Origin of the sequence: Neorhodopirellula pilleata (assembly GCF_007859915.1) — a bacterium.
Lineage (GTDB): Bacteria > Planctomycetota > Planctomycetia > Pirellulales > Pirellulaceae > Rhodopirellula > Rhodopirellula pilleata.
In genome coordinates this window covers 254,909-273,890 of record NZ_SJPM01000011.1, presented here as the reverse complement: position 1 = coordinate 273,890, position 18,982 = coordinate 254,909, and the positions used below count along the sequence as shown (strand labels likewise).

Sequence of the window (18,982 nt, the reverse complement as noted above, 5' to 3'; positions counted from 1 at the left end):
CTCGATTCGCTCACGCCACTGCCTGGCGAGCTCGGGATTGGGAAACGCGTTCATGGTTTTCTCCTGGAGGTGGAAACAAACCTGTCACGCTAAACCGCCTGTCAACATGGGGAGATAGAACGCTTACGCCGCGATGCGCAAGGCTTACGACGCATGGTGGAGCGAGACTCGGCCGATGATGATCAACGAAACGGTGGAGATGTGCCCTGTGAGGCCGTATCACGAAGCGTACCGTGAACAATTAGCATCCGGTGGAATCAACCAATGGAAGCCCGCGACACCGGATGTTTCGGCAACGCAGTGATCAGGCAATGATTGCCTTGATCGGAGTGCCATAATCTTTCTCGAGACGTTTTCGGCCTGGAACCGAAAGCTCTCGCGGGTTGAGGCCTAATTGATGCAGCACCGTGGCGTGGACATCGGTGACGTAGTGACGGTCTTCGACGGCGTGAAATCCGATCTCATCGGTAGCACCGTGAGCCAATCCACCACGAATGCCGCCGCCCGCCATCCAAACCGTAAAGCCATAAGGATGGTGGTCACGTCCGTCGCCGTGTTGTGATCCCGGCGTACGTCCAAACTCCGTCGCCCACACCACGAGTGTTTCATCCAACAACCCACGCCGGCGCAAGTCCGCCAGCAAAGCGGCGATCGGTTGGTCGACTTGGCGGGACAAACGACTGTGGTTGGTCTTGAGACCTTTGTGCGAATCCCAACTTCCAGCGCCTCCATTGGAACCGTGGTAAACCTGAACGAAGCGAACGCCTCGCTCGACCAACCGCCGCGCGGCAAGCATTTGCCGCCCGAAAGGCTCGGTTTCTTTCTGGTCGAGCCCGTAAAGCTGCTTGGTTTCGGCCGCCTCGTCGGTGAAATCAACCACGTCCGGCACAGCCGTCTGCATGCGGAACGCCAACTCATAGGCTTCCATTCTTGCTCGTACGGCATCATCGGACGGGTACGCGTCAGCCGTCATCTGATTCAACGAGCGAAGCAGTTCAAACTCGGATTGTTGCCGATCAGAATCGATGTGTTGAGGCGGTTTCGCATACGGCAATGGATTCTTGGGGTCCACGCTCAGTGGCACGCCATCGTACCGAGGTCCCAGGTAGTTCGCGCGATGAGCCTCCATTCCACCACAGCAGTCGGCGATCGGAGTTCCCATCACGACAAACTGAGGAAGGTTCTCATTGATGGATCCGAGACCATAATTCACCCACGACCCGATCGTCGGAAAGAAACCATCGACACGGTGCCGCCCGGTATGAAATTGCAACTGAGCACCGTGATTGCTGTCTTCAGTCCACATGCTTCGAATCAGACAAAGATCATCGGATTGCTTGGCGAGATGAGGCCACCAATCGCTGATCTCCAAGCCGGATTGACCGTGTTTTTGAAATCCAACCTGGAGCGGATAAATCTCATTGCGAATGAAACCGTTATTGGGATCAAAGGCCACTACACGTTCATTCGCTAAAAACGGCGATTCAAGGACATCCTTGAAAGGCGTCTCTTCGACGGTTTTGCCCGCGTACTGATTCAGCGCCGGTTTGGGGTCGAACGACTCCATGTGACTGGTCCCACCGATCATGAACAGCCAAATCACGCTTTTGGCTTTGGCAGGAATGACGGACGCGACGGCTCGCTGAATCGAGTCCGCCGCGTTCGCAGTCGATACATCGTCGGCAAGTATCGATGCGGCGGCGACACCGCCGAAACCCAATCCCATATCAAAGAGAAACCGTCGTCGTTGAAGTGTTTCGTTCATGGAAGGTTGGGTCATCGGATGGTCACAAAGTCGTTGTGGTTGATCAGCACGTGAACCAAGCTGGCTCGTGCTTGTTGCGGTAGCGCTACGGAAACATCCGACGTACCCGACTGCCCGGATGGTCGGGTTAAGAACTCGCAGCACAGACGTTGTTCTTGAGGACTCGGCAGACGTCCAAGAACACGTTGGAATGCGGCTTTCACGAATCGCTCGTCGGCGGTCTTGTCCGGCACGTGCCGACAATGCTCATCCTGGCAACATCGAATTACCCCTTGATGCAGTTGCTCGGCAAGCGTCTCGGACATTTGACGCGCAAGTTTGGAATTGGCAAGCACCAAGGCTTGTTGAGGAATCACGCTGGTATCGCGGCGATAGCATTCGTTGGGACTGGCGGCGTCGAACGTGGTCAGCATCGTCATTTGTTTTTCGTAGGCATGGCGAAAATACAGACTTCGTCGCATCACATCTTCGCCTCGAGCGTGGTCAATATCAGGGCCACCAAGACGACGATCGAGTTGACCAGCCACGGCAATCAGATTGTCTCGAATGGCCTCCGCTTCCAGCCGAATCGGATCAAATCGCCAATACGTCATGTTGTCCGGATCCCGCTCCAAATTGGTCGCGGTCGATTCCGCATCTCCCGATGACGCCAATGCATACGCTTGAGAAGTCACGATCAATCGATGCAATGGTTTCATTCTCCACCCACCCTCAATGAACTCGACCGCTAACCAATCGAGCAATTCGCGATGAAGGGGCTCGGGGCTGCGCAAACCGAAGTCGTCGACTTGCGCGACTAGCGGTTTCCCGAAATGACGCATCCAGATGTGATTGACGGCGACGCGGGCGGCGAGTGGATTGCTCGGCGATGTGATCCATCGTGCCAAAGCGAGCCGGCGTCCCGAACTCGTTTTAGGATAGGTCTTCGCGATGGAATCGTAGGAAACGTTTGGTGATTCGCCATGAGAGCTCACCGCCGCACTCACTTTATCCCTTTCGGATTCGGCTTGAGACAACTTTTGTTTCGCGTCCTCGATTTGCTTTTGCTGTTTCTTCGCATCGTCGTTGTCGGAACTATCCCGAGATGACTCGGCGGTTTCCAACGCCTTGCGTTTTCGAGCAACGTTCAGATCAGCTTCCGCCAAACGATGTTCGTTCTGTAAGGCACTCGCTCGCATCGCCAGGCGGCGAGTATCTTCTTCAGTTTGATTCGGCAAGAATCTCGCTTCATCAGCTTCGTAACGAGCCATCAACGAGTCCATGCTCGCCCGCTGAGCCGCCAATGCCAATTTGGCGATCGGGTCGTTCGGATTTTTATTGAAAGTTGCTTCGGTCTCGGCCAACTTACGCTCTTGAGCGGAGACGAGCAGTTGGCGAACGTGCTTTTGCAGATGGGGTGCGTAAGCAAGGGGCGGAAGATCGACTGGCGAGATTTGATAATCGACCCCCAAGATCGAAGGCGTTTTCGGTTCAATGGTTCTCGATTCGTCAGGCCGCTTTTCGTCGCCGGCGATTAGAAATGGAGTCTTCGCGCTGAGGTCGGAATCGTAAGCGCGAGGAATGCCGTCTTGCTTTGTATCGACCTCCCCCTCCACATGGTCCGTTCGTGTCTGGTGTGGTTCAAAGATCGCCCGAAACTGATAGTACTCTTCCTGGGCAATCGGATCGTATTTGTGATCGTGGCACTTTGCACAAGCGAGAGTCAATCCCAAGAACGCTTTAGCGGTGTGTTCAACGGTCGAGTCGAGCCAGATGTTCCGATTGGATTTGTGAAAGTTCCTCGCTAAAAAACCGGTGGCTCGCAGAGCATCACGACTGAGTGGATCGGATTCGTCGGCCGCCAACATTTCGACGACCATTTGGTCATAGGGCTTGTCGTCCATTAACGAATCGACGATCCAATCACGCCAGTGCCAGATGTGCCGCTGACTGCCGCGAAGTTCCTCTTTGTAGCCATCCCAGTCGCTATATCTCCAAACGTCCATCCAATGCCTGGCCCAACGTTCGGCATGTTCGGGACTGGCCAACATTCGATCAACCACACGAATGAAGTCACGGGAGATCATCGGTCGCTTGCTTCCCTCTTCACCGCTCGGCTGGAAATCGATGGCCGACCGAGTTGTATCGGGAACGCCAGTCAGATCAAAACTCAGTCTTCGTCGCATGGTTGTTGAATCCGCAGGGCCGAACGTTCGCACACCTCGCTCGACTCGCTTTGATTGCAGGAACGCATCGATCGGATTGGTCGAACGAGACTCGATGGCATCGGTCGCAGATGTCGATTCGAGATGGAACTGGGGAACCATCGGTCGCGTCAGTGGCTGGAATGCCCAGTGTTGTTCAGGCGAATCAAGATACGTTTCGTCACCGGGGTACTTCGCCCCGGATTCGATCCAGTGCCGCAGTCGCTCGACCTCGTCAACGTCCAATGCCGTGCCTTCGCCCGGCGGCGGCATCCGTTGTTCTTCATCGGGATGCATTACCCGAACTATCAACTCGCTTGCATCGACTTTGCGAGGCACAATGAGCTCCGAGGCCTCTGCGAATTCATGGATCAATTGGCCTGCATCGAGTCGCAAGCCAGAACTTTGCTGCAGTGGTCCATGGCAACTCACACACTTTTCCGCCAAAAGCGGTTTGATGTGATCGACATAATAGGCAGCGGAACTTAGATCTTCAGCGTTTGCGTTGCCGCCCCAAACAGCGATGACCGCCGCGATCAACCAAAGAGACGCGAGTCGCCCACAAATCGTCCGCAAGTCGGAATCGGTCATCTTCGACCGACAACCAGTCCGATCGGGTGATAGCGTGAGCATTAGCGGGCCGAAATGAGGGCGAGAGGGGCTGGGCATAGGCTACCCGGAGGGACGTTCAGCTTAGCGGACTATCAACCGGTGGTCAAATTTTTACGATGGGCTTTGCATCGGTTATGCTGTCGTCACCACAAGATTGACCGTCGAGCAAGCATGCTCCCCCGAAGCCACACCGAAAGGAACACGCGTGATCCCCACGACACCATTCAGTCCTGCAAGGAAACGATTCCCGTTCGTTTTCGCCGTCGCGCTGTTCGCGATGGTCCTGCCACACGCTCATGCGGATTCCCCACGTCCCAATTTGGTGCTCATGATCGCCGATGACTGTACTTATTTGGACCTTGGCGTTTATGGCGGCCAGGCTAAAACACCGAATCTCAATCAACTTGCTTCGGACGGCATGAAGTTCACACGGTGCTTCCAAGCGGCACCGATGTGCTCGCCGACGCGGCATTGTCTGTATACCGGTATCTACCCCGTGAAATCCGGTGCTTATCCCAACCACACCATGGCGTATGACTGGGTGCAAAGCATCGCGACCTATTTGAACGATGCCGGGTATCGCTCGCATCTGTCGGGCAAAACGCATATCCAGCCGCGTTCGGTCTTTCCATTCGAGTATTCCGCCGATCGTAACAACCCGGATATGGCGGTCATCGATTCGTTCATGAGTGAGTGTGCGTCATCCGAAACCCCTTTCCTGCTGGTCGCCGCCTCCAACGAACCTCACTCCCCTTGGAACAAAGGCGACGCATCGGTTTATCCGCCCGACGAGTTGTCGCTGCCGCCGGTCTTGGTAGATTCACCTGACACGCGTCAAGGCTATTCCAAGTACCTCGCCGAGATCACCTATTTTGACGATCAAGTCGGTCAAGTCATGAAGTTGTTGCAAAAACACTCGCACGACAAGAACACGCTCGTGATGGTGTTGAGCGAACAAGGAAACTCGTTTCCGTTTGCGAAATGGACGTGTTACGACGTGGGCGTTCATAGCGGCTGCATCATGCGTTGGCCTGATGTCGTCGTACCCGGAAGCGTATCCGACGCGATGGTTGAGTATGTCGATGTCGTGCCCACTTTCTTGGAAGCGTGCGGAATTGAAGCTCCAGATGTGCTCGACGGGCGAAGTTTTCTAAGTGTGCTCCAAGGCGAATCGGACCGTCACAAGTCGTATGTGTTCTCGTTGCAAACCACTCGGGGAATCAACAACGGTTCAGACTACTACGGTATCCGCAGCGTTCGTGGCGAACGGTATCGCTATGTCCGCAACTTGACACCGGAAGTCACCTTCAAAAATGCCGCCACTGCCGACCCCACGTTCAAAACTTGGCGGGCCATGGCAGAAGCGGGAGACGCGAACGCGGCACGCCTGGTTCATGACTACCAACATCGTCCCGCCGAGGAACTGTATGATTGCCAATCTGATCCTTTCAATCGCGAAAACCTCATTTCCAACCCCAGCCTGAATGACGTCCGCGATGAACTCCGCTCTCAGCTCGACCAATGGATGAAATCACAAGGCGACCAAGGACAGCCCACCGAAATGGCCGCGTTGGAGCGGATGCCCCGACATTCCAACACCAAGCCGGCTCGACCCAAACGAGCGGGCGAGAAAAAGAACAACCGCAAGGAGACAAGCAAGTGATCGATTCAAGCATATCTCAACCAAGGACTCTTGTTCCCGCTAATGCCACGAAGGTTCGTCGAATGAAGTGCACAACGGTTCTCTCTGCCAATCGAATCGTGCTCGTATGGATAGCCATGGCTCTTGCCTCAGCGGCGTGGTTCGACATCGCAAGCGCCGATGAACGGTTGCCCAACTTTGTTTTGATCAACGTCGACGATTTGGGTTATGCCGACATCGGGCCATTCGGATCGGACAATCGAACGCCCCATTTGAACCAGATGGCCGCCGAAGGCCGTCGGCTGACCAACCACTACGCGGCGCCGGTTTGCTCTCCGTCGCGTGCCTCGTTAATGACCGGTTGCTATCCCAAACGAGTGCTACCGATTTCCCATGTGCTGTTCCCGGCCGGCGAAGTTGGTCTGAACCCTGACGAAGTCACGGTTGCCGAGTTGCTCAAACAAACCGGCTATGCAACCGCCTGTTTCGGGAAATGGCATCTAGGTGACCAACCCCCGTTCCTACCCACCAACCAGGGATTCGACACTTATTTCGGAATTCCCTATTCCAATGACATGGGACCTCCGCAAGACGGATCCAAGAGCAATCCTGGCAAACCGCTCCCCGAGGCGTCACCACAACAACTCGCCAACGATCGAAACAATCGCGACGAGCTTGGCATCCGAGGCAGGGCACAGCCCCCGCTACCGTTGCTAGAAGATGACAAGGTGGTCGGCCGGGTCGGTGCCAAAGAACAAGCCGAAGTCACACGGCAATACACCGAACGAGCAACCAAGTTCATCCGCGATCATCAAGATCAGCCGTTCTTTGTCTATCTTCCGCATTCGGCGGTTCATTTTCCGCTCTACCCCTCGAAGGACTTCATCGGAACATCACCGAATGGTTTGATCGGCGATTGGGCCCAGGAAGTCGACTGGAGCGTCGGAGAAATCATGAACACGATTCGCGAGTTGAATCTTCAGAACGAAACACTGGTGATTTTCACGAGCGACAACGGCGGAGCCCTCAATCATGGATCCAATAACCAGCCGTTACGCGGAAGCAAAGGACAAACATGGGAAGGTGGCATTCGCGTTTGCACGGTCGCGTGGTGGCCAGGAAAAATTCCGCCAGGAACGAGCACCGATGCGATCACCAGTACGATGGACATCCTGCCCACGTTCGCGAGCCTTGCCGGTACCCGACCACCTCAAGACTGTAAGATCGATGGAGTCGACATCACTCCGGTGCTGTTCGGAGATCCCGAAAACGAACCGCGTCAAGATTTCTTGTACTTTCGCGGCTTGAATCTCCAAGCGGTGCGGTCGGGGCCTTGGAAACTGCATCTCTCGGTCGCGGATCCAAACCGGAATGCAAACAAAAGAACGCCCAGCCCCCAACTGTTTCACCTGGGCGATGATATCGGAGAAACCAACGATCTATCCAAAGCGAACCCTGAGATGGTGATGCAGCTTCAACGACTTGCGCAGTCCGTGAACGAGGATCTGGGAACCAATAACATCGGCCCCGGATGCCGGCCGCTGGGCCGATTCGAGAATCCCGAACCCCTGATCCACGCCGACGGCACCGTCCGGGTAAACGCAATCGCCAACACGAAATCCTTCCCTTAGGTCGCGGTCGCAATAAACCACCTAGTCAACCGCAACGCGCTGGCGTGCGGTTCCCAAGATAACCGCACGCTAGCGGGCTGTTGAATTAATCGTAACCCGCGGCGTAAGCGAGGGATGAGTCAGTATCAATGATCCCTCGCTTACGCAGCGGGTTACGATAAAAGTGCAACTACAAAACTCACACTACGAATTACGATGCACACTAAATCAACAGCCCGCAAGCGAGTTGCGGCTGATCACTGATTTTCCTTCCTTAACAGCCTCGCCCCACTCGAGACTTCCTCATGAACCACATCTTCGAAAAACATTTGAACGTAACACTTCGCCTTATCTCCTGCTGGGGTCTTTTCTTCCTGTTGGGATCGGCTGAGTTCACCCATGCCGAGAGCACCCAACCGAACGTCGTTGTTTTCTTGGCCGACGATGCAGGCTGGGGAGATTTTGGTTTCTCGGGGAATCGGCAAACCAATACTCCTCACATCGATTCGATCGCGAGTGAAGGTGTCTCTCTCGATCGGTTCTTTGTCTGCCCGGTTTGCTCGCCGACTCGGGCTGAATTTCTGACCGGCCGTTATCATCCTCGCGGAGGAGTTCGGGGCGTTTCGACGGGCCAAGAACGATTGAACTTGGACGAGACCACCATCGCCGATTCTTTCAAAGCCGCTGGATATGCGACCGGTGCGTTCGGCAAGTGGCATAACGGAACGCAGTGGCCCTATCACCCCATGGCACGAGGCTTCGACGAATACTTGGGTCACACCGCCGGTCACTGGGGTGAATACTTTGACTCGCCTCTGGACGACAACGGCCAGATGGTTCGCACGAAGGGCTACATCGTGGACGTTTGCACCGACCGCGCCATTGATTTCATCGATCGTCATCAAGACCAACCGTTCCTTTGCTACGTCCCTTTCACGACCCCACATTCACCCTGGGCGGCACCTCAAGAGAACTGGGATCGGTTCAAAGACAAGCCGATCTTGCAAACGGGGACGCTACCGAAACAGGAGAATCTTGACGAGACCCGCTGCGCGTTGGCGATGGTCGAGAACCAAGACATGAACATCGGTCGCGTCCTGGGTAAACTGGACGACCTGAAGATCGCCGACAACACGATCGTGGTCTACTTTTCCGACAACGGCCCCAACTCCTGGCGTTGGAACGGAGGCATGAAGGGCCGCAAGGGATCAACCGACGAAGGCGGCATTCGATCGGTTTGCTACTTCCGTTGGCCGGCCGTTTTACCTGCGGGCGTGCGGTCCGACCGGATCTCCGGTGCAATCGACTTGTTGCCAACGTTGACGAGCTTGGCGGGCGTCGAACGCGTCGGAGACAAGCCTCTCGATGGGCGTGATCTGACGCCGCTGATGAAGGGTTCGGATGACCCGTGGTCTGATCGCGAGCTATTCTCGACTTGGGCAGGCAAGATCAGCGTTCGGACGCAGCAATACCGACTCGACCATCAAGGGAACCTCTTTGATATGACCGCTGATCCTAACCAAGAAACTGCGATCACTTCACAACGGCCGGAAGTCGCCGAGAGACTATCGGCAGCGGTTACCGCATGGTCGAAGGAAGTGCTCGCTCGGCCTGCCGACGCGAAGGCGTCCAAGCAACGCAACGCCGTCGATCCCCGTCCCATTCCGGTCGGTTATCAAGAGTTTCCAATCACGATGCTGCCCGCCCGCGATGGCACGCCCGACGGTGGGGTCGAACGAAGCAGCAACGCACCGAATTGTTCGTACTTCGTCAACTGGAAGACAACTCAGGGCAAGATGACATGGCTGTTGGATGTCAACACGACAGGCCAATACAGAGTGACGATCGACTACACCTGTCCGATCGACGATGCCGGTTCGACCGTCGAATTACGATCCGGAAAACACAGCGTCAGCGGAAAGGTTACGCCAGGCTGGGACCCACCCCTGTACACCAACCAAGACACCCTACCCCGCCCACCGGCGGAATCCCAGATGAAAGAGTTCCACACGCTCGAACTCGGAACAATGCAGCTCGAACAGGGCGAATCTGAATTGATCCTGCAAGCAGTGAAGATTCCCGGCGACTCCGTCATGGACGTTCGTCGGGTGACGCTAACATTGCTACCTTAGTGCTTTGTCTAGATTCAACTTTAGGTTGGCAACAATAGCCGTTTGAACGCTAGCCCCGGTTTTTTACGACGGAACCGTGGCTAGCGGCGTGTTGATCTAGTTAGCATCGCAACCCGAAGCGTCAGCGAGGGATATATACAAAGGATTTAATGGCGATGAATCCCTCGCTAACGCTTTTTGAAGTTGCGATTTTTTCGTAACCCGCTGCGTAAGCGAGGGATTATTGATATTGACTCATCCCTCGCTCACGCTTCGGGTTACGATTAAATCAACACGCCGCTAGCGTTAAAACGGCTAATCGCTGACAACGCCTTCGGAGTAAAGACAAGATAATCCAACGCGCTCGGCGTAAAGCATGGCAACCAGGGTCTAGCTTCAAGGTTTCCAGGGAGTCAGGCCGTCTTTCTCGGAAAGAAACTTTGCGTCGACGCTCTGGTACCATTGGTGCAACTGAGTTCGCATTCGATTCGCTTGCTCGGGCATCTTCTCGGCAAGATCGATTCGCTCGCCGATGTCGTCTTGCAGGTTATAGAGATGAATTCGACCATCCTCGTAGCGTTCTATGAGTTTGAAGTCTCCCATACGGATCGCCCCGCCGGGTATTCCGCCTTGGTTGCTGTAGTGCGGATAATGCCAATACAACGCCTCTCGATCGAGAGTTTGTCCTTCCAATGCGGGGCGAAGATCAATTCCATCGACTTGGTGATCGATCGTCACGTCGGCTGCTGCAGCAATCGTCGGGAAGAGATCGATCGAACAGATCGGAACATCACTCACCGCACCGGGTGTCGTCACACCTGGGTAACGCACAATCCAGGGTTCCCGAATTCCTCCTTCGTAAATCCATCCTTTGCCGCCTCGCAGCGGTAGATTGCTAGTTGGCGAACCTTCGGAAGTCGACAGTCCACCGTTGTCCGAGGTAAACACGACGACGGTGTTGTCGGCAAGTCCGGTGTCTTCAAGCTGCTTGAGAACCTTGCCTACCGCCAAGTCCATGGCTTCGACCATGGCGGCGTACACCGCGTGTTTCTGTAGGATGCGAACTTGCCGCGGCTGATCGCCAAATACCTGTTCTTCGGAGGCGAACTCTTGACCCGAAACCGATGCCGCCTTGAGCTTGTACTTCTCAACTAAATCGGGCCGACCGATCAATGGGGTGTGAACCGAATAGAAGGACAGGTATGCCAAGAACGGCTGTTCTTGATGCTCGTCGATGAAATGTGCCGTCTCACGGGCGAGTCGATCGGGCAGGTGATCGCCTTCGGGACTCTCCTGTTTGATCTGCGGATTCTTGAACGGCGCAAAGTACTTCTTTCCGGTGTACGGCCCACCGCCGCTGTGCCCACCGATGTTGACATCAAAGCCACGGTTTTGCGGGAAATACTCCTCCGTCTCACCGAGGTGCCACTTCCCGGCAAAGAAAGTCGCGTAGCCTTTCTCCTTGAGTGCCTGTGCGATCGTGACCTCATCGAGCGGCATCTTGCTGTTCAGTGGGGCTGGATTGAATTTCCCGCTACGTTTTCCGGAAAAAAAATTCGTCGCTTGAACTCGAGTCGGATACTTGCCGGTCATCAAGCTGTACCGTGTCGGCGAGCACACTGGGTTGGCGGCGTAACCGTTGGTGAACCGCATACCCGAATCTGACAATGCGTCGATGTTCGGTGTTTCGTAGAAACAATTGGGATTGTTCGCTCCGATATCCATGAACCCCAAATCGTCAACAAGGAACACGACAAAATTGGGTTGAGTGTTCGCTGCATGAGCGATCGTCGCGGTCATCAGAACGACGAGACAAAATAAACTTTTCACGATGGTGGCTCTACTTGGACTTCGATGGTTGTGCGGAACTCTTGTTGACAAAACGGCTAATCGTCGGCTCACCCTTGAGGAATCCAAGACTCGCCAAGAACTTGTCGGCTTCGCGAACCGTTTCGACAAAATAGTCCGTACCGGCTTTGCTGCGGCCTGCATTGAAGAAGCCGTGGCCTTGGCCCTCGTATAGGTGATTGTCATACCGAACTCCCACATCTTGCATTGCCTTCCCGAACGCTTTCGTCGTTTCGACTGGAATCAGGTTGTCTTCGGTACCAAAGAATGCGATCGTCGGCGGCATCTTGGAGTGAATGTTGTGCATGGGCGAGAAAACTTCCCAATACTCTTTCACACGTTCGTTGCCGTAACCGTCCGGGCCGTTGTCGTACACCGGGTTGAAAAGCACCAACGCGTTGGGCAGACAGGTCGTGGCCGTGGGCTCCGAGGATTGTTCGAGCTTCGTGCATGCGGCGATCGCGGCGGCGACGTGGCCTCCTGCTGAACCGCCTCCGGCGGCGACATGGTTCGGATCAATTCCCAATCGCGTCGCGTGCTCGCGTACCCAACGCACTGCCGACTTGCCATCGAACACGCACGTTTTCGGTTGGACCTGATGGGATGATTTGGTGCGGTACTCGGCCGAGATCGCGACCATTCCTCGCTCGGACAGGTATTCGCAATGCGGGAAAAACTGCGACGGACTTCCGCCGCTCCATCCGCCACCGAAAAAGAACACGATACAAGGAGTTTTGTCACTCGCCTTGTGACCAGGCGGATAGAACATATTCAAATCTAAATCGTCTGAAGTTCCATCCGCTTTTTCGACCGTTCTGTAAGCGATGACCTCGTCGGGCGTGTACGAGGCTTTGACTTGTTGTTTGGCAACTTTCTTGCCGCCGTTCCGATCGACGGCCACATCATCCGCGGTCAAGTTACCAGAGACTAGCGACGCAACGGTACAGAGGGAAACAAACGCGAACGTGATAATGTTTGATTGAGTCATGACAGTTTAGGAGTCTCGTCATCAGGAGTTCGTGTATTCAATGGAAGGCCGCTAGTTTAGCACAACTTGCCTGCGATGCCTTCACTGACCCTATCCGCCGTAGTGGCCACTACTTATTTTCTTCGCGAAACTCATCAACCGGCCAGCGATGCAACTGACCATCGCTATCACATGCAATCACTCCAGCGGCAATGGCCACATCATACAACCAGACTCCACTGAGTTGTTCAGCCGCAACCACTTCAACACGTGCCGCGTCAATGCGGCGACAAACGCCATCGCGACACACCGCCCAAACATGACTGCCATCGTGGCTCCACTGGATTCCTAACGGTTCGCTATCGAGCCGAATGAAGCGGACCATTCGGCCGATCGTTGGCTGCCAAAAACGGACCGTCTGATCTGCGGCGGCTGAAGCGATCATCGGAAGCGAGTCTTGCGTTCCAGGGCGCAATGCCAACGCGTTTACCTCAGCAGAATGATTGTGAAGGGTGCGGAGTGTGTTCCCTGATGTCGATTCCCAAACTCGCAGTGTCTCATCTCGCGAAGCACTGACGATCGTGCGGTCGTCCGGCAAGAATCGAACACTTCGTACGCCCTTGCTGTGCTTGGTATAACGAATCAAAGGTTTCGTTTGTGACGTCGCAAACACATTGCAAACTTCGTCGGCCGACGCGGTGACGAGCTGTTTTCCGTCACTCGAGAAGTCAACGCTGTCGACGATGTCATCATGTCCCTCGAATCGCCGTTTAAGTTCTCTGGTGGGCCAATCGACCAACTCAACGATGCCCGATTGACCTGGATTTCCACCCGCTACGGCCAGTGATTTCTTATCAGGATGGAAACACAAGTCATGGACGTTGTCCATCGCCGGTTTCCAACGGTCGAGCATTTCCAATGAGTTGGCATCATGAATGGTTACCCCCGCTTGCGAACCGGCGAGGATAATCGCACCGTCGGGGCAGGGCACCAGCGTCGTCAAGGCGGCATCAACCGAACTCGCGGCATCGCAGCGATCGACCATTGCCGCCGATCCGGCGAGCCATGCGAAAGCGACACGACGTGTGATTCGAGTCAAGAGATTAGCTCATGGATCAATCGGCCGTCGCGATTGATTTGCACCGGTCGTCCGTCGGAGGTTCGCAGTTCATGATCGCCGTCGATGCCGATCTGGTTGTAAATCGTCCGAACCAAATCCGCTGGCGTGACCGGGCGATCGGCAGGTTGTTCGCCGTGCGAATCGGATCGACCAATGACCTGGCCCCCTTGGATGCCTCCCCCAGCCAGTGCGACGCTGAACGCGCGCGGCCAGTGATCACGTCCACCACTTGGATTGAGTTTCGGCGTTCGCCCGAACTCGCCCATCAGGATCACGAGTGTCGTGTCGAGTAAACCACGTTCCGCTAAATCGGCAACGAGTGCCGAATACGCGGTATCGAGTTTGGGAATCTTACCGACACTTCCGCCCGTATAGCCTTCCTTGAGCCGCGTGAAAAGCTGTTCGTGCGTGTCCCAACCGCGATCAGTGACGGTCACAAACTTGGTACCTGCCTCGACTAATCGCCTTGCCATCAAGCAACTCTGCCCGAGCGTATAAGCACCGTAGCGGGCGCGGATCGTTGCCGGTTCTTGGTCCAGGTCGAAGGCTTGGCGGGCTTCTGCCGAAGCGATTAAGTCGTAAGCCTGATCGAACGCCGAAGCGTTTTGGTTCGAGGGACGAGCCTGGTCTTGCCCCCGAACGAAATCGTCCACGGCATCGCGGAGACGTCGGCGACGGGCTTGACGGTGCTGGGCAAGGTCCGCCGCGGGCGATAGGTCTTGCACGCGAAAGTCGCTCCTCGACGGATCGCCGCTGACCACAAACGGCGCACCGGAACTGCCTAAGTAACCGGAACCAGCCATTGCATTGGGGCGATCAAGGGCCACATTTGACGGCATCGCCGTCGAGCCATCATCCAAGTGAGATACCACCGCCGGCATGCCGGGATACACCAACGCGGGAGTCGGCTTGTATCCCGTGAGTAAGTAATGACTGGCGAAATTGTGCTCGCCGAGCGTGGAAGTCATCGAACGAATGATCGCGATTTTATCCATAACCTTGGCGGTTTCGGGCAAGTACTCGCTAATCAAGATCCCGGGCACATTGGTACGAATCGGTTGAAAGGGACCGCGCACTTCCGCCGGAGCGTCTGGTTTGAGATCGAACGTTTCGAGATGACTGGGGCCACCGTCAAGCCAAATTAGGATACAGGATCGTGCTCGAACCGGTTCGATCGAACCGGCACCTGTCGACCGGCACCCCAACCAATCTTGCAGGCCCATCCCCAGGGCAGTTAGACCGCCGACATGAAGAAGATCTCGACGTCGAACACCGTCACATCGTTGATGCCAGGTTCGTTTAAGTTTTATCATTCTTGCGGTGTCTCTTGAACGAACGGTATTTCCAAGCGTCGAACGGCCCAGGTTCGTTTCGCTGGACAACGGACCGTCCTAGGAGTCTTTTAAGCCTATCCGAAGAGGGGTCTGACCCTTTGGAGGCGAGTCAGTTTTCGTTGCTTTTCTGGTTTCGCTGGAGAGGGTCAGACCCCTTTTCGGATAGGCTCTTAATGATACCAGCCTCATCGGACTGAAGGGGACGTTCTCAAACGCACTTCGGATGAAGAATCGATCGGCACTCGTGCTTCGTCAGTACCAAAAACGAGGGTTTGTGACGTGAGCCGACGGCGCTAGCGGGCTGTTGATTTAGTCCTCATCAAAACCCGAAGCGTGAGCGAGGGATGCATACAAAGGACTTAATGGCGCTGAATCCCTCGCTCACGCTTCGGGTTACGATCAAATCAACACGGCGCTAGCGGGCTGTTGATTTAGTTTGCATCGTAACCCGAAGCGTGAGCGAGGGATGAGTCAATATCAATTATCCCTCGCTTACGCAGCTCTTTATACCCCACATCTTTTTTGACCCCCACGAGCTCGTCTCGTGGGTGAATAAGGTTCGCGAGCTAGACACCGACGCCCTCCCAGTCCACCGAGTTTCACTTGTGCTCGCCGCTTGAAGCGGCGAGCACAAGTGAAACTCGGTGGACTGGGAAAATTGCCGCTTGTGTCTAGCTTGCTAACCTCGGCTTCCTGCCAGACAAGCTGGCAGGGGAGCAATCCATGAGGACTTGTGGGGTATAAAGAGCTTACGCAGCGGGTTACGATAAAAGTGCGACTTCAAAACTGACGGCTTGTCGTCTCGGTAAGACGTCGACCCAAGAGTTCCGCACCTCCGTCGCTGACGATTTGCAAGTCAATCATCAAAAAACCGAGCTCGACTCCGGCGATCTGATCGGTGGCGAGCTTGACGTGATCCTTGTGCGTGCAAAGGATCGTCCGCAGTTCACCTTTACTCTTGAGTGCGTCCACCCACGCACGCAAATCTTTTCGAGTGTCACGATCGTAGCCGTCATGATCGGGCAAACGAAAATGATCCCGCACAATCCCACCACATGCACGGACGGTTCGCTCAAACGCATCCGGATTGCCGATCGCTGAGATCAATCCGATCGGACGATTTTTGAGCGTCTCGATGGATCGTTTGGCAGTATGCTCGAAACCGATCGAAACCGGCCGATGAACCGTCTCAATCATCTCGATCTCCGGTGCATGGCGATGCACTTGTGATCGGATGCTTTGGATTTGTTGGGCGGCTACCTGGTCGGTTCGCGTGAGAACCACGAGTCCTGCTCGAGACAAACTACTCGCCGGCTCGCGAAGATAGCCTCGCGGTAAAAGATGACCGAACCCGAACGGGCAGGTCGCGTCGATGACGACGATATCCAGATCCCGGTGCAAACGTCGATGTTGAAAACCGTCATCCATCACGATCACTTCGGCTTCGAGTTCGTCGACGGCAATCCGTGCCGCTTCGACTCGGTCGGGATGCTGGACGTGGGGCACGTCAGGTAACCTCGCGGCGATCTCCATGGCTTCGTCGTTGACGCCCGACTCGCCCGCACCGTAGCCACGACTGACGATGGAAACACGGAGCCCCATTTCGCGCAAACTCGAACAGATTTCGCAAACGATCGGTGTTTTGCCCGTGCCGCCGGTCGTGAGATTGCCGACGCTGATCACGGGCACATCGGCTCGGAGGATCGGCTTGCGACCTTGATCGTATTGGAAACGACGATATCGGGCTGCAGCTCCGTAGAGCCAACTCGCCACATGCAGGCCCGACCGTGTTGCCCATGCTCGGGGCCCTTTCGACTCACCGCTGAGTAGGGAACGATGATCGAAATTCATGGTGATGGACTTGTCGGTGATTGGCTCGTGTCGTGTGCGAACTCGATTGTATTCCCCGGACGAGTTCGGGGACTTGGGGTTCGGGAGGCGGAGCCTCAGTGGCAGTCCGTTCCCAGGCGGGAGCCCTCCTTATCCTACACATCTTTTTGACCCCCACGAGCTCGTCTCGTGGGTGAATAAGGTTTGCAAGCTAGACACCGACGCCCTCCCAACCTTCCGAGTTTCACTTGTGCTCGCCGCTTCAAGCGGCGAGCACAAGTGAAACTCGGAAGGTTGGGAAAACTGCGGCTCGTGTCTAGCTTGCCAACCTCGGCTTCCTGCCAGACGAGCTGGCAGGGGAGCGATACAAGCACGAGCCGTTCGGCCGTTATGCGTTACGCTCGATCATGAATCCCTAAACGCCGGCCAGAGCCGTTCCCATCGTAATCCCGGGAGCGGCCAGCGTGCTGGTGCCTTCGAGATAGATGTCGATCGATCGCGCGGCACCACGGCCTTCGTTGATCGCCCAGACGACGAGGCTTTGGCCACGGCGGCAATCGCCGGCGGCAAAGACGCCTTCGAGGTTGGTCGCGAACTTGCCGTGTTCGGCTTGGAAGTTACTGCGTGCATCGGTTTCCAGTCCGAGCTTCTCGGCGACGTACTGCTCGGGACCGAGGAAACCCATCGCGAGCAGAATCAACTGCGCCGGCCAGTCCTTCTCGCTGCCTTCGACTTCGGACATCTGCCATCCGCCTTCTGCGGTTTTGGTCCATTGAACTTGGACGGTCTTGATGCCTTTGAGTTTGCCATCCCCATCGACTAAGAACTCTTTGCTGAGGAGCTGATACTCACGCGGGTCTTTGCCGAACTTGGCTTCGGCTTCCTCGTGACCATAATCGACGCGGAAGATACGCGGCCATTCCGGCCATGGGTTATCCGACGCGCGACCTTCAGGCGGTTTGGGAAGAAGTTCAAAGTTAACGAGCGAACGGCAACCATGTCGGATACTCGTGCCGATGCAATCGGTCCCCGTGTCACCGCCACCGATGACGATCACGTCTTTGCCTTCGGCGCTGATGAAGCGGCCGTTGAGGTTGTCACCGTGAACGCGTTGTTGCGTGTTGGCGGTCAAGAACTCCATCGCGAAATAAACGCCCTTGGCATCTCGATTGGCGATCGGCAAATCGCGAGGTTTTGTCGCACCACACGCCAACAGAACGGCGTCGTATTGTTCACGCAACTCGTTGGGCGAGATGTCTTTGCCGACGTTCACGCTGGTTCGAAATTCGATGCCTTCGGCAGTCATCTTGTCGACGCGTCGCTGGACGGCGTCTTTGGACAGTTTCATGTTCGGGATGCCGTACTGCAACAAACCGCCGATTCGGTCTTCCCGTTCGAACACGGTGACCAAATGACCGGCCTTGTTGAGCTGGTCGGCGGCGGTGAGTCCGGCCGGACCGCTGCCGACGATCGCGACTTTCTTGCCGGTTCGTGACTGCGGTGGTTCTGGCTTAATCCAACCTTCCGCCCAAGCCCGATCGACGATCGCGTTTTCGATGTTCTTGATCGTCACGGGAGGGTTGGTGATGCCGAGCACACAGGCACCCTCACACGGAGCGGGGCATACCCGACCGGTGAATTCAGGGAAGTTGTTGGTCTTGTGCAATCGCTCGATCGCTTCTTTCCAGCGATTGTTATAGACCAAGTCATTCCACTCGGGAATCAAGTTGTCGATCGGGCAACCACTGGCCGACTGGCAAAACGGAACGCCGCAATCCATGCATCGAGCGCCTTGGGTCTTGAGCTGTTCGGTTTTGTGTTCGGTGTAGATTTCGTCGTAGTCATTGATGCGAACGACCGGCAAACGCCATGGCACTTTTTCGCGATCAAACTCTTTGAATCCGGTCGGCTTTCCCATCGTCAGGTCCCTTTCAGTCAGGTGAGGCCGGTTCGGACCGGC

11 protein-coding genes are annotated in these 18,982 nt (G+C 55.6%); 3 read left to right on the top strand and 8 right to left on the bottom strand.

The window, feature by feature from the left end:
• Positions 1-304 precede the first annotated feature (304 nt).
• Both Pla100_RS22465 and Pla100_RS22460 read right to left on the bottom strand, forming a co-directional pair.
• On the bottom strand, positions 305-1,765 hold the full coding sequence (locus Pla100_RS22465; RefSeq protein WP_197168156.1) for a DUF1501 domain-containing protein: 1,461 nt from the start codon (positions 1,763-1,765) through the stop codon (positions 305-307).
• A gap of 11 nt (positions 1,766-1,776) precedes the next feature.
• A complete protein-coding gene (locus Pla100_RS22460; protein ID WP_197168153.1) occupies positions 1,777-4,539 on the bottom strand; it encodes a PSD1 and planctomycete cytochrome C domain-containing protein in 2,763 nt (920 codons plus the stop codon).
• Positions 4,540-4,765: 226 nt separating this feature from the next.
• Here Pla100_RS22460 and Pla100_RS22455 point away from each other — a divergent pair, with 226 nt between their 5' ends.
• The 3 genes from Pla100_RS22455 to Pla100_RS22445 all read left to right on the top strand — a co-directional run bounded on the left by Pla100_RS22455 (position 4,766) and on the right by Pla100_RS22445 (position 9,944).
• A complete protein-coding gene (locus Pla100_RS22455; RefSeq protein ID WP_231603378.1) occupies positions 4,766-6,223 on the top strand; it encodes a sulfatase family protein in 1,458 nt (485 codons plus the stop codon).
• A gap of 116 nt (positions 6,224-6,339) precedes the next feature.
• A complete protein-coding gene (locus tag Pla100_RS22450; RefSeq protein ID WP_231603376.1) occupies positions 6,340-7,833 on the top strand; it encodes a sulfatase family protein in 1,494 nt (497 codons plus the stop codon).
• A 284-nt stretch (positions 7,834-8,117) separates the two neighbouring features.
• Positions 8,118-9,944, top strand: coding sequence for an arylsulfatase (locus Pla100_RS22445; protein ID WP_146580346.1), 1,827 nt, complete (start codon positions 8,118-8,120; stop codon positions 9,942-9,944).
• Positions 9,945-10,319: 375 nt separating this feature from the next.
• On the opposite strand, the gene Pla100_RS22440 is transcribed toward Pla100_RS22445, so the two are convergent.
• The 6 genes from Pla100_RS22440 to Pla100_RS22415 all read right to left on the bottom strand — a co-directional run bounded on the left by Pla100_RS22440 (position 10,320) and on the right by Pla100_RS22415 (position 18,940).
• A complete protein-coding gene (locus tag Pla100_RS22440; RefSeq protein ID WP_146580407.1) occupies positions 10,320-11,723 on the bottom strand; it encodes a sulfatase in 1,404 nt (467 codons plus the stop codon).
• Between the two features lie 40 nt (positions 11,724-11,763).
• Complete coding sequence (locus Pla100_RS22435; RefSeq protein WP_146580344.1) at positions 11,764-12,759, bottom strand: alpha/beta hydrolase; 996 nt, start codon at positions 12,757-12,759, stop codon at positions 11,764-11,766.
• A 109-nt stretch (positions 12,760-12,868) separates the two neighbouring features.
• Positions 12,869-13,837, bottom strand: a complete 969-nt coding sequence (locus Pla100_RS22430; RefSeq protein WP_146580342.1) for a WD40 repeat domain-containing protein — start codon at positions 13,835-13,837, stop codon at positions 12,869-12,871.
• Complete coding sequence (locus Pla100_RS22425; RefSeq protein ID WP_146580341.1) at positions 13,834-15,171, bottom strand: DUF1501 domain-containing protein; 1,338 nt, start codon at positions 15,169-15,171, stop codon at positions 13,834-13,836. Before Pla100_RS22425 ends, Pla100_RS22430 begins: the two co-directional genes overlap by 4 nt.
• 801 nt (positions 15,172-15,972) lie before the next feature.
• On the bottom strand, positions 15,973-17,043 hold the full coding sequence (lpxK, locus tag Pla100_RS22420; protein ID WP_146580339.1) for a tetraacyldisaccharide 4'-kinase: 1,071 nt from the start codon (positions 17,041-17,043) through the stop codon (positions 15,973-15,975).
• A gap of 394 nt (positions 17,044-17,437) precedes the next feature.
• Positions 17,438-18,940 carry a glutamate synthase subunit beta gene (locus tag Pla100_RS22415; RefSeq protein ID WP_146580337.1) on the bottom strand — a complete coding sequence of 501 codons (1,503 nt, stop codon included), beginning with the start codon at positions 18,938-18,940 and terminating at the stop codon, positions 17,438-17,440.
• Positions 18,941-18,982 lie beyond the last annotated feature (42 nt).

Bases quoted from the DNA above. Each gene is read 5' to 3' on its own strand.
- Pla100_RS22445 (WP_146580346.1), top strand. From the start codon at position 8,118: ATGAACCACATCTTCGAAAAACATTTGAACGTAACACTTCGCCTTATC.
- Pla100_RS22425 (WP_146580341.1), bottom strand. From the start codon at position 15,171: ATGATAAAACTTAAACGAACCTGGCATCAACGATGTGACGGTGTTCGA.
- Pla100_RS22415 (WP_146580337.1), bottom strand. From the start codon at position 18,940: ATGGGAAAGCCGACCGGATTCAAAGAGTTTGATCGCGAAAAAGTGCCA.
- Pla100_RS22450 (WP_231603376.1), top strand. From the start codon at position 6,340: ATGGCTCTTGCCTCAGCGGCGTGGTTCGACATCGCAAGCGCCGATGAA.
- lpxK (WP_146580339.1), bottom strand. From the start codon at position 17,043: ATGAATTTCGATCATCGTTCCCTACTCAGCGGTGAGTCGAAAGGGCCC.
- Pla100_RS22440 (WP_146580407.1), bottom strand. From the start codon at position 11,723: ATGACCGCGACGATCGCTCATGCAGCGAACACTCAACCCAATTTTGTC.
- Pla100_RS22435 (WP_146580344.1), bottom strand. From the start codon at position 12,759: ATGACTCAATCAAACATTATCACGTTCGCGTTTGTTTCCCTCTGTACC.
- Pla100_RS22465 (WP_197168156.1), bottom strand. From the start codon at position 1,765: ATGAACGAAACACTTCAACGACGACGGTTTCTCTTTGATATGGGATTG.
- Pla100_RS22460 (WP_197168153.1), bottom strand. From the start codon at position 4,539: ATGACCGATTCCGACTTGCGGACGATTTGTGGGCGACTCGCGTCTCTT.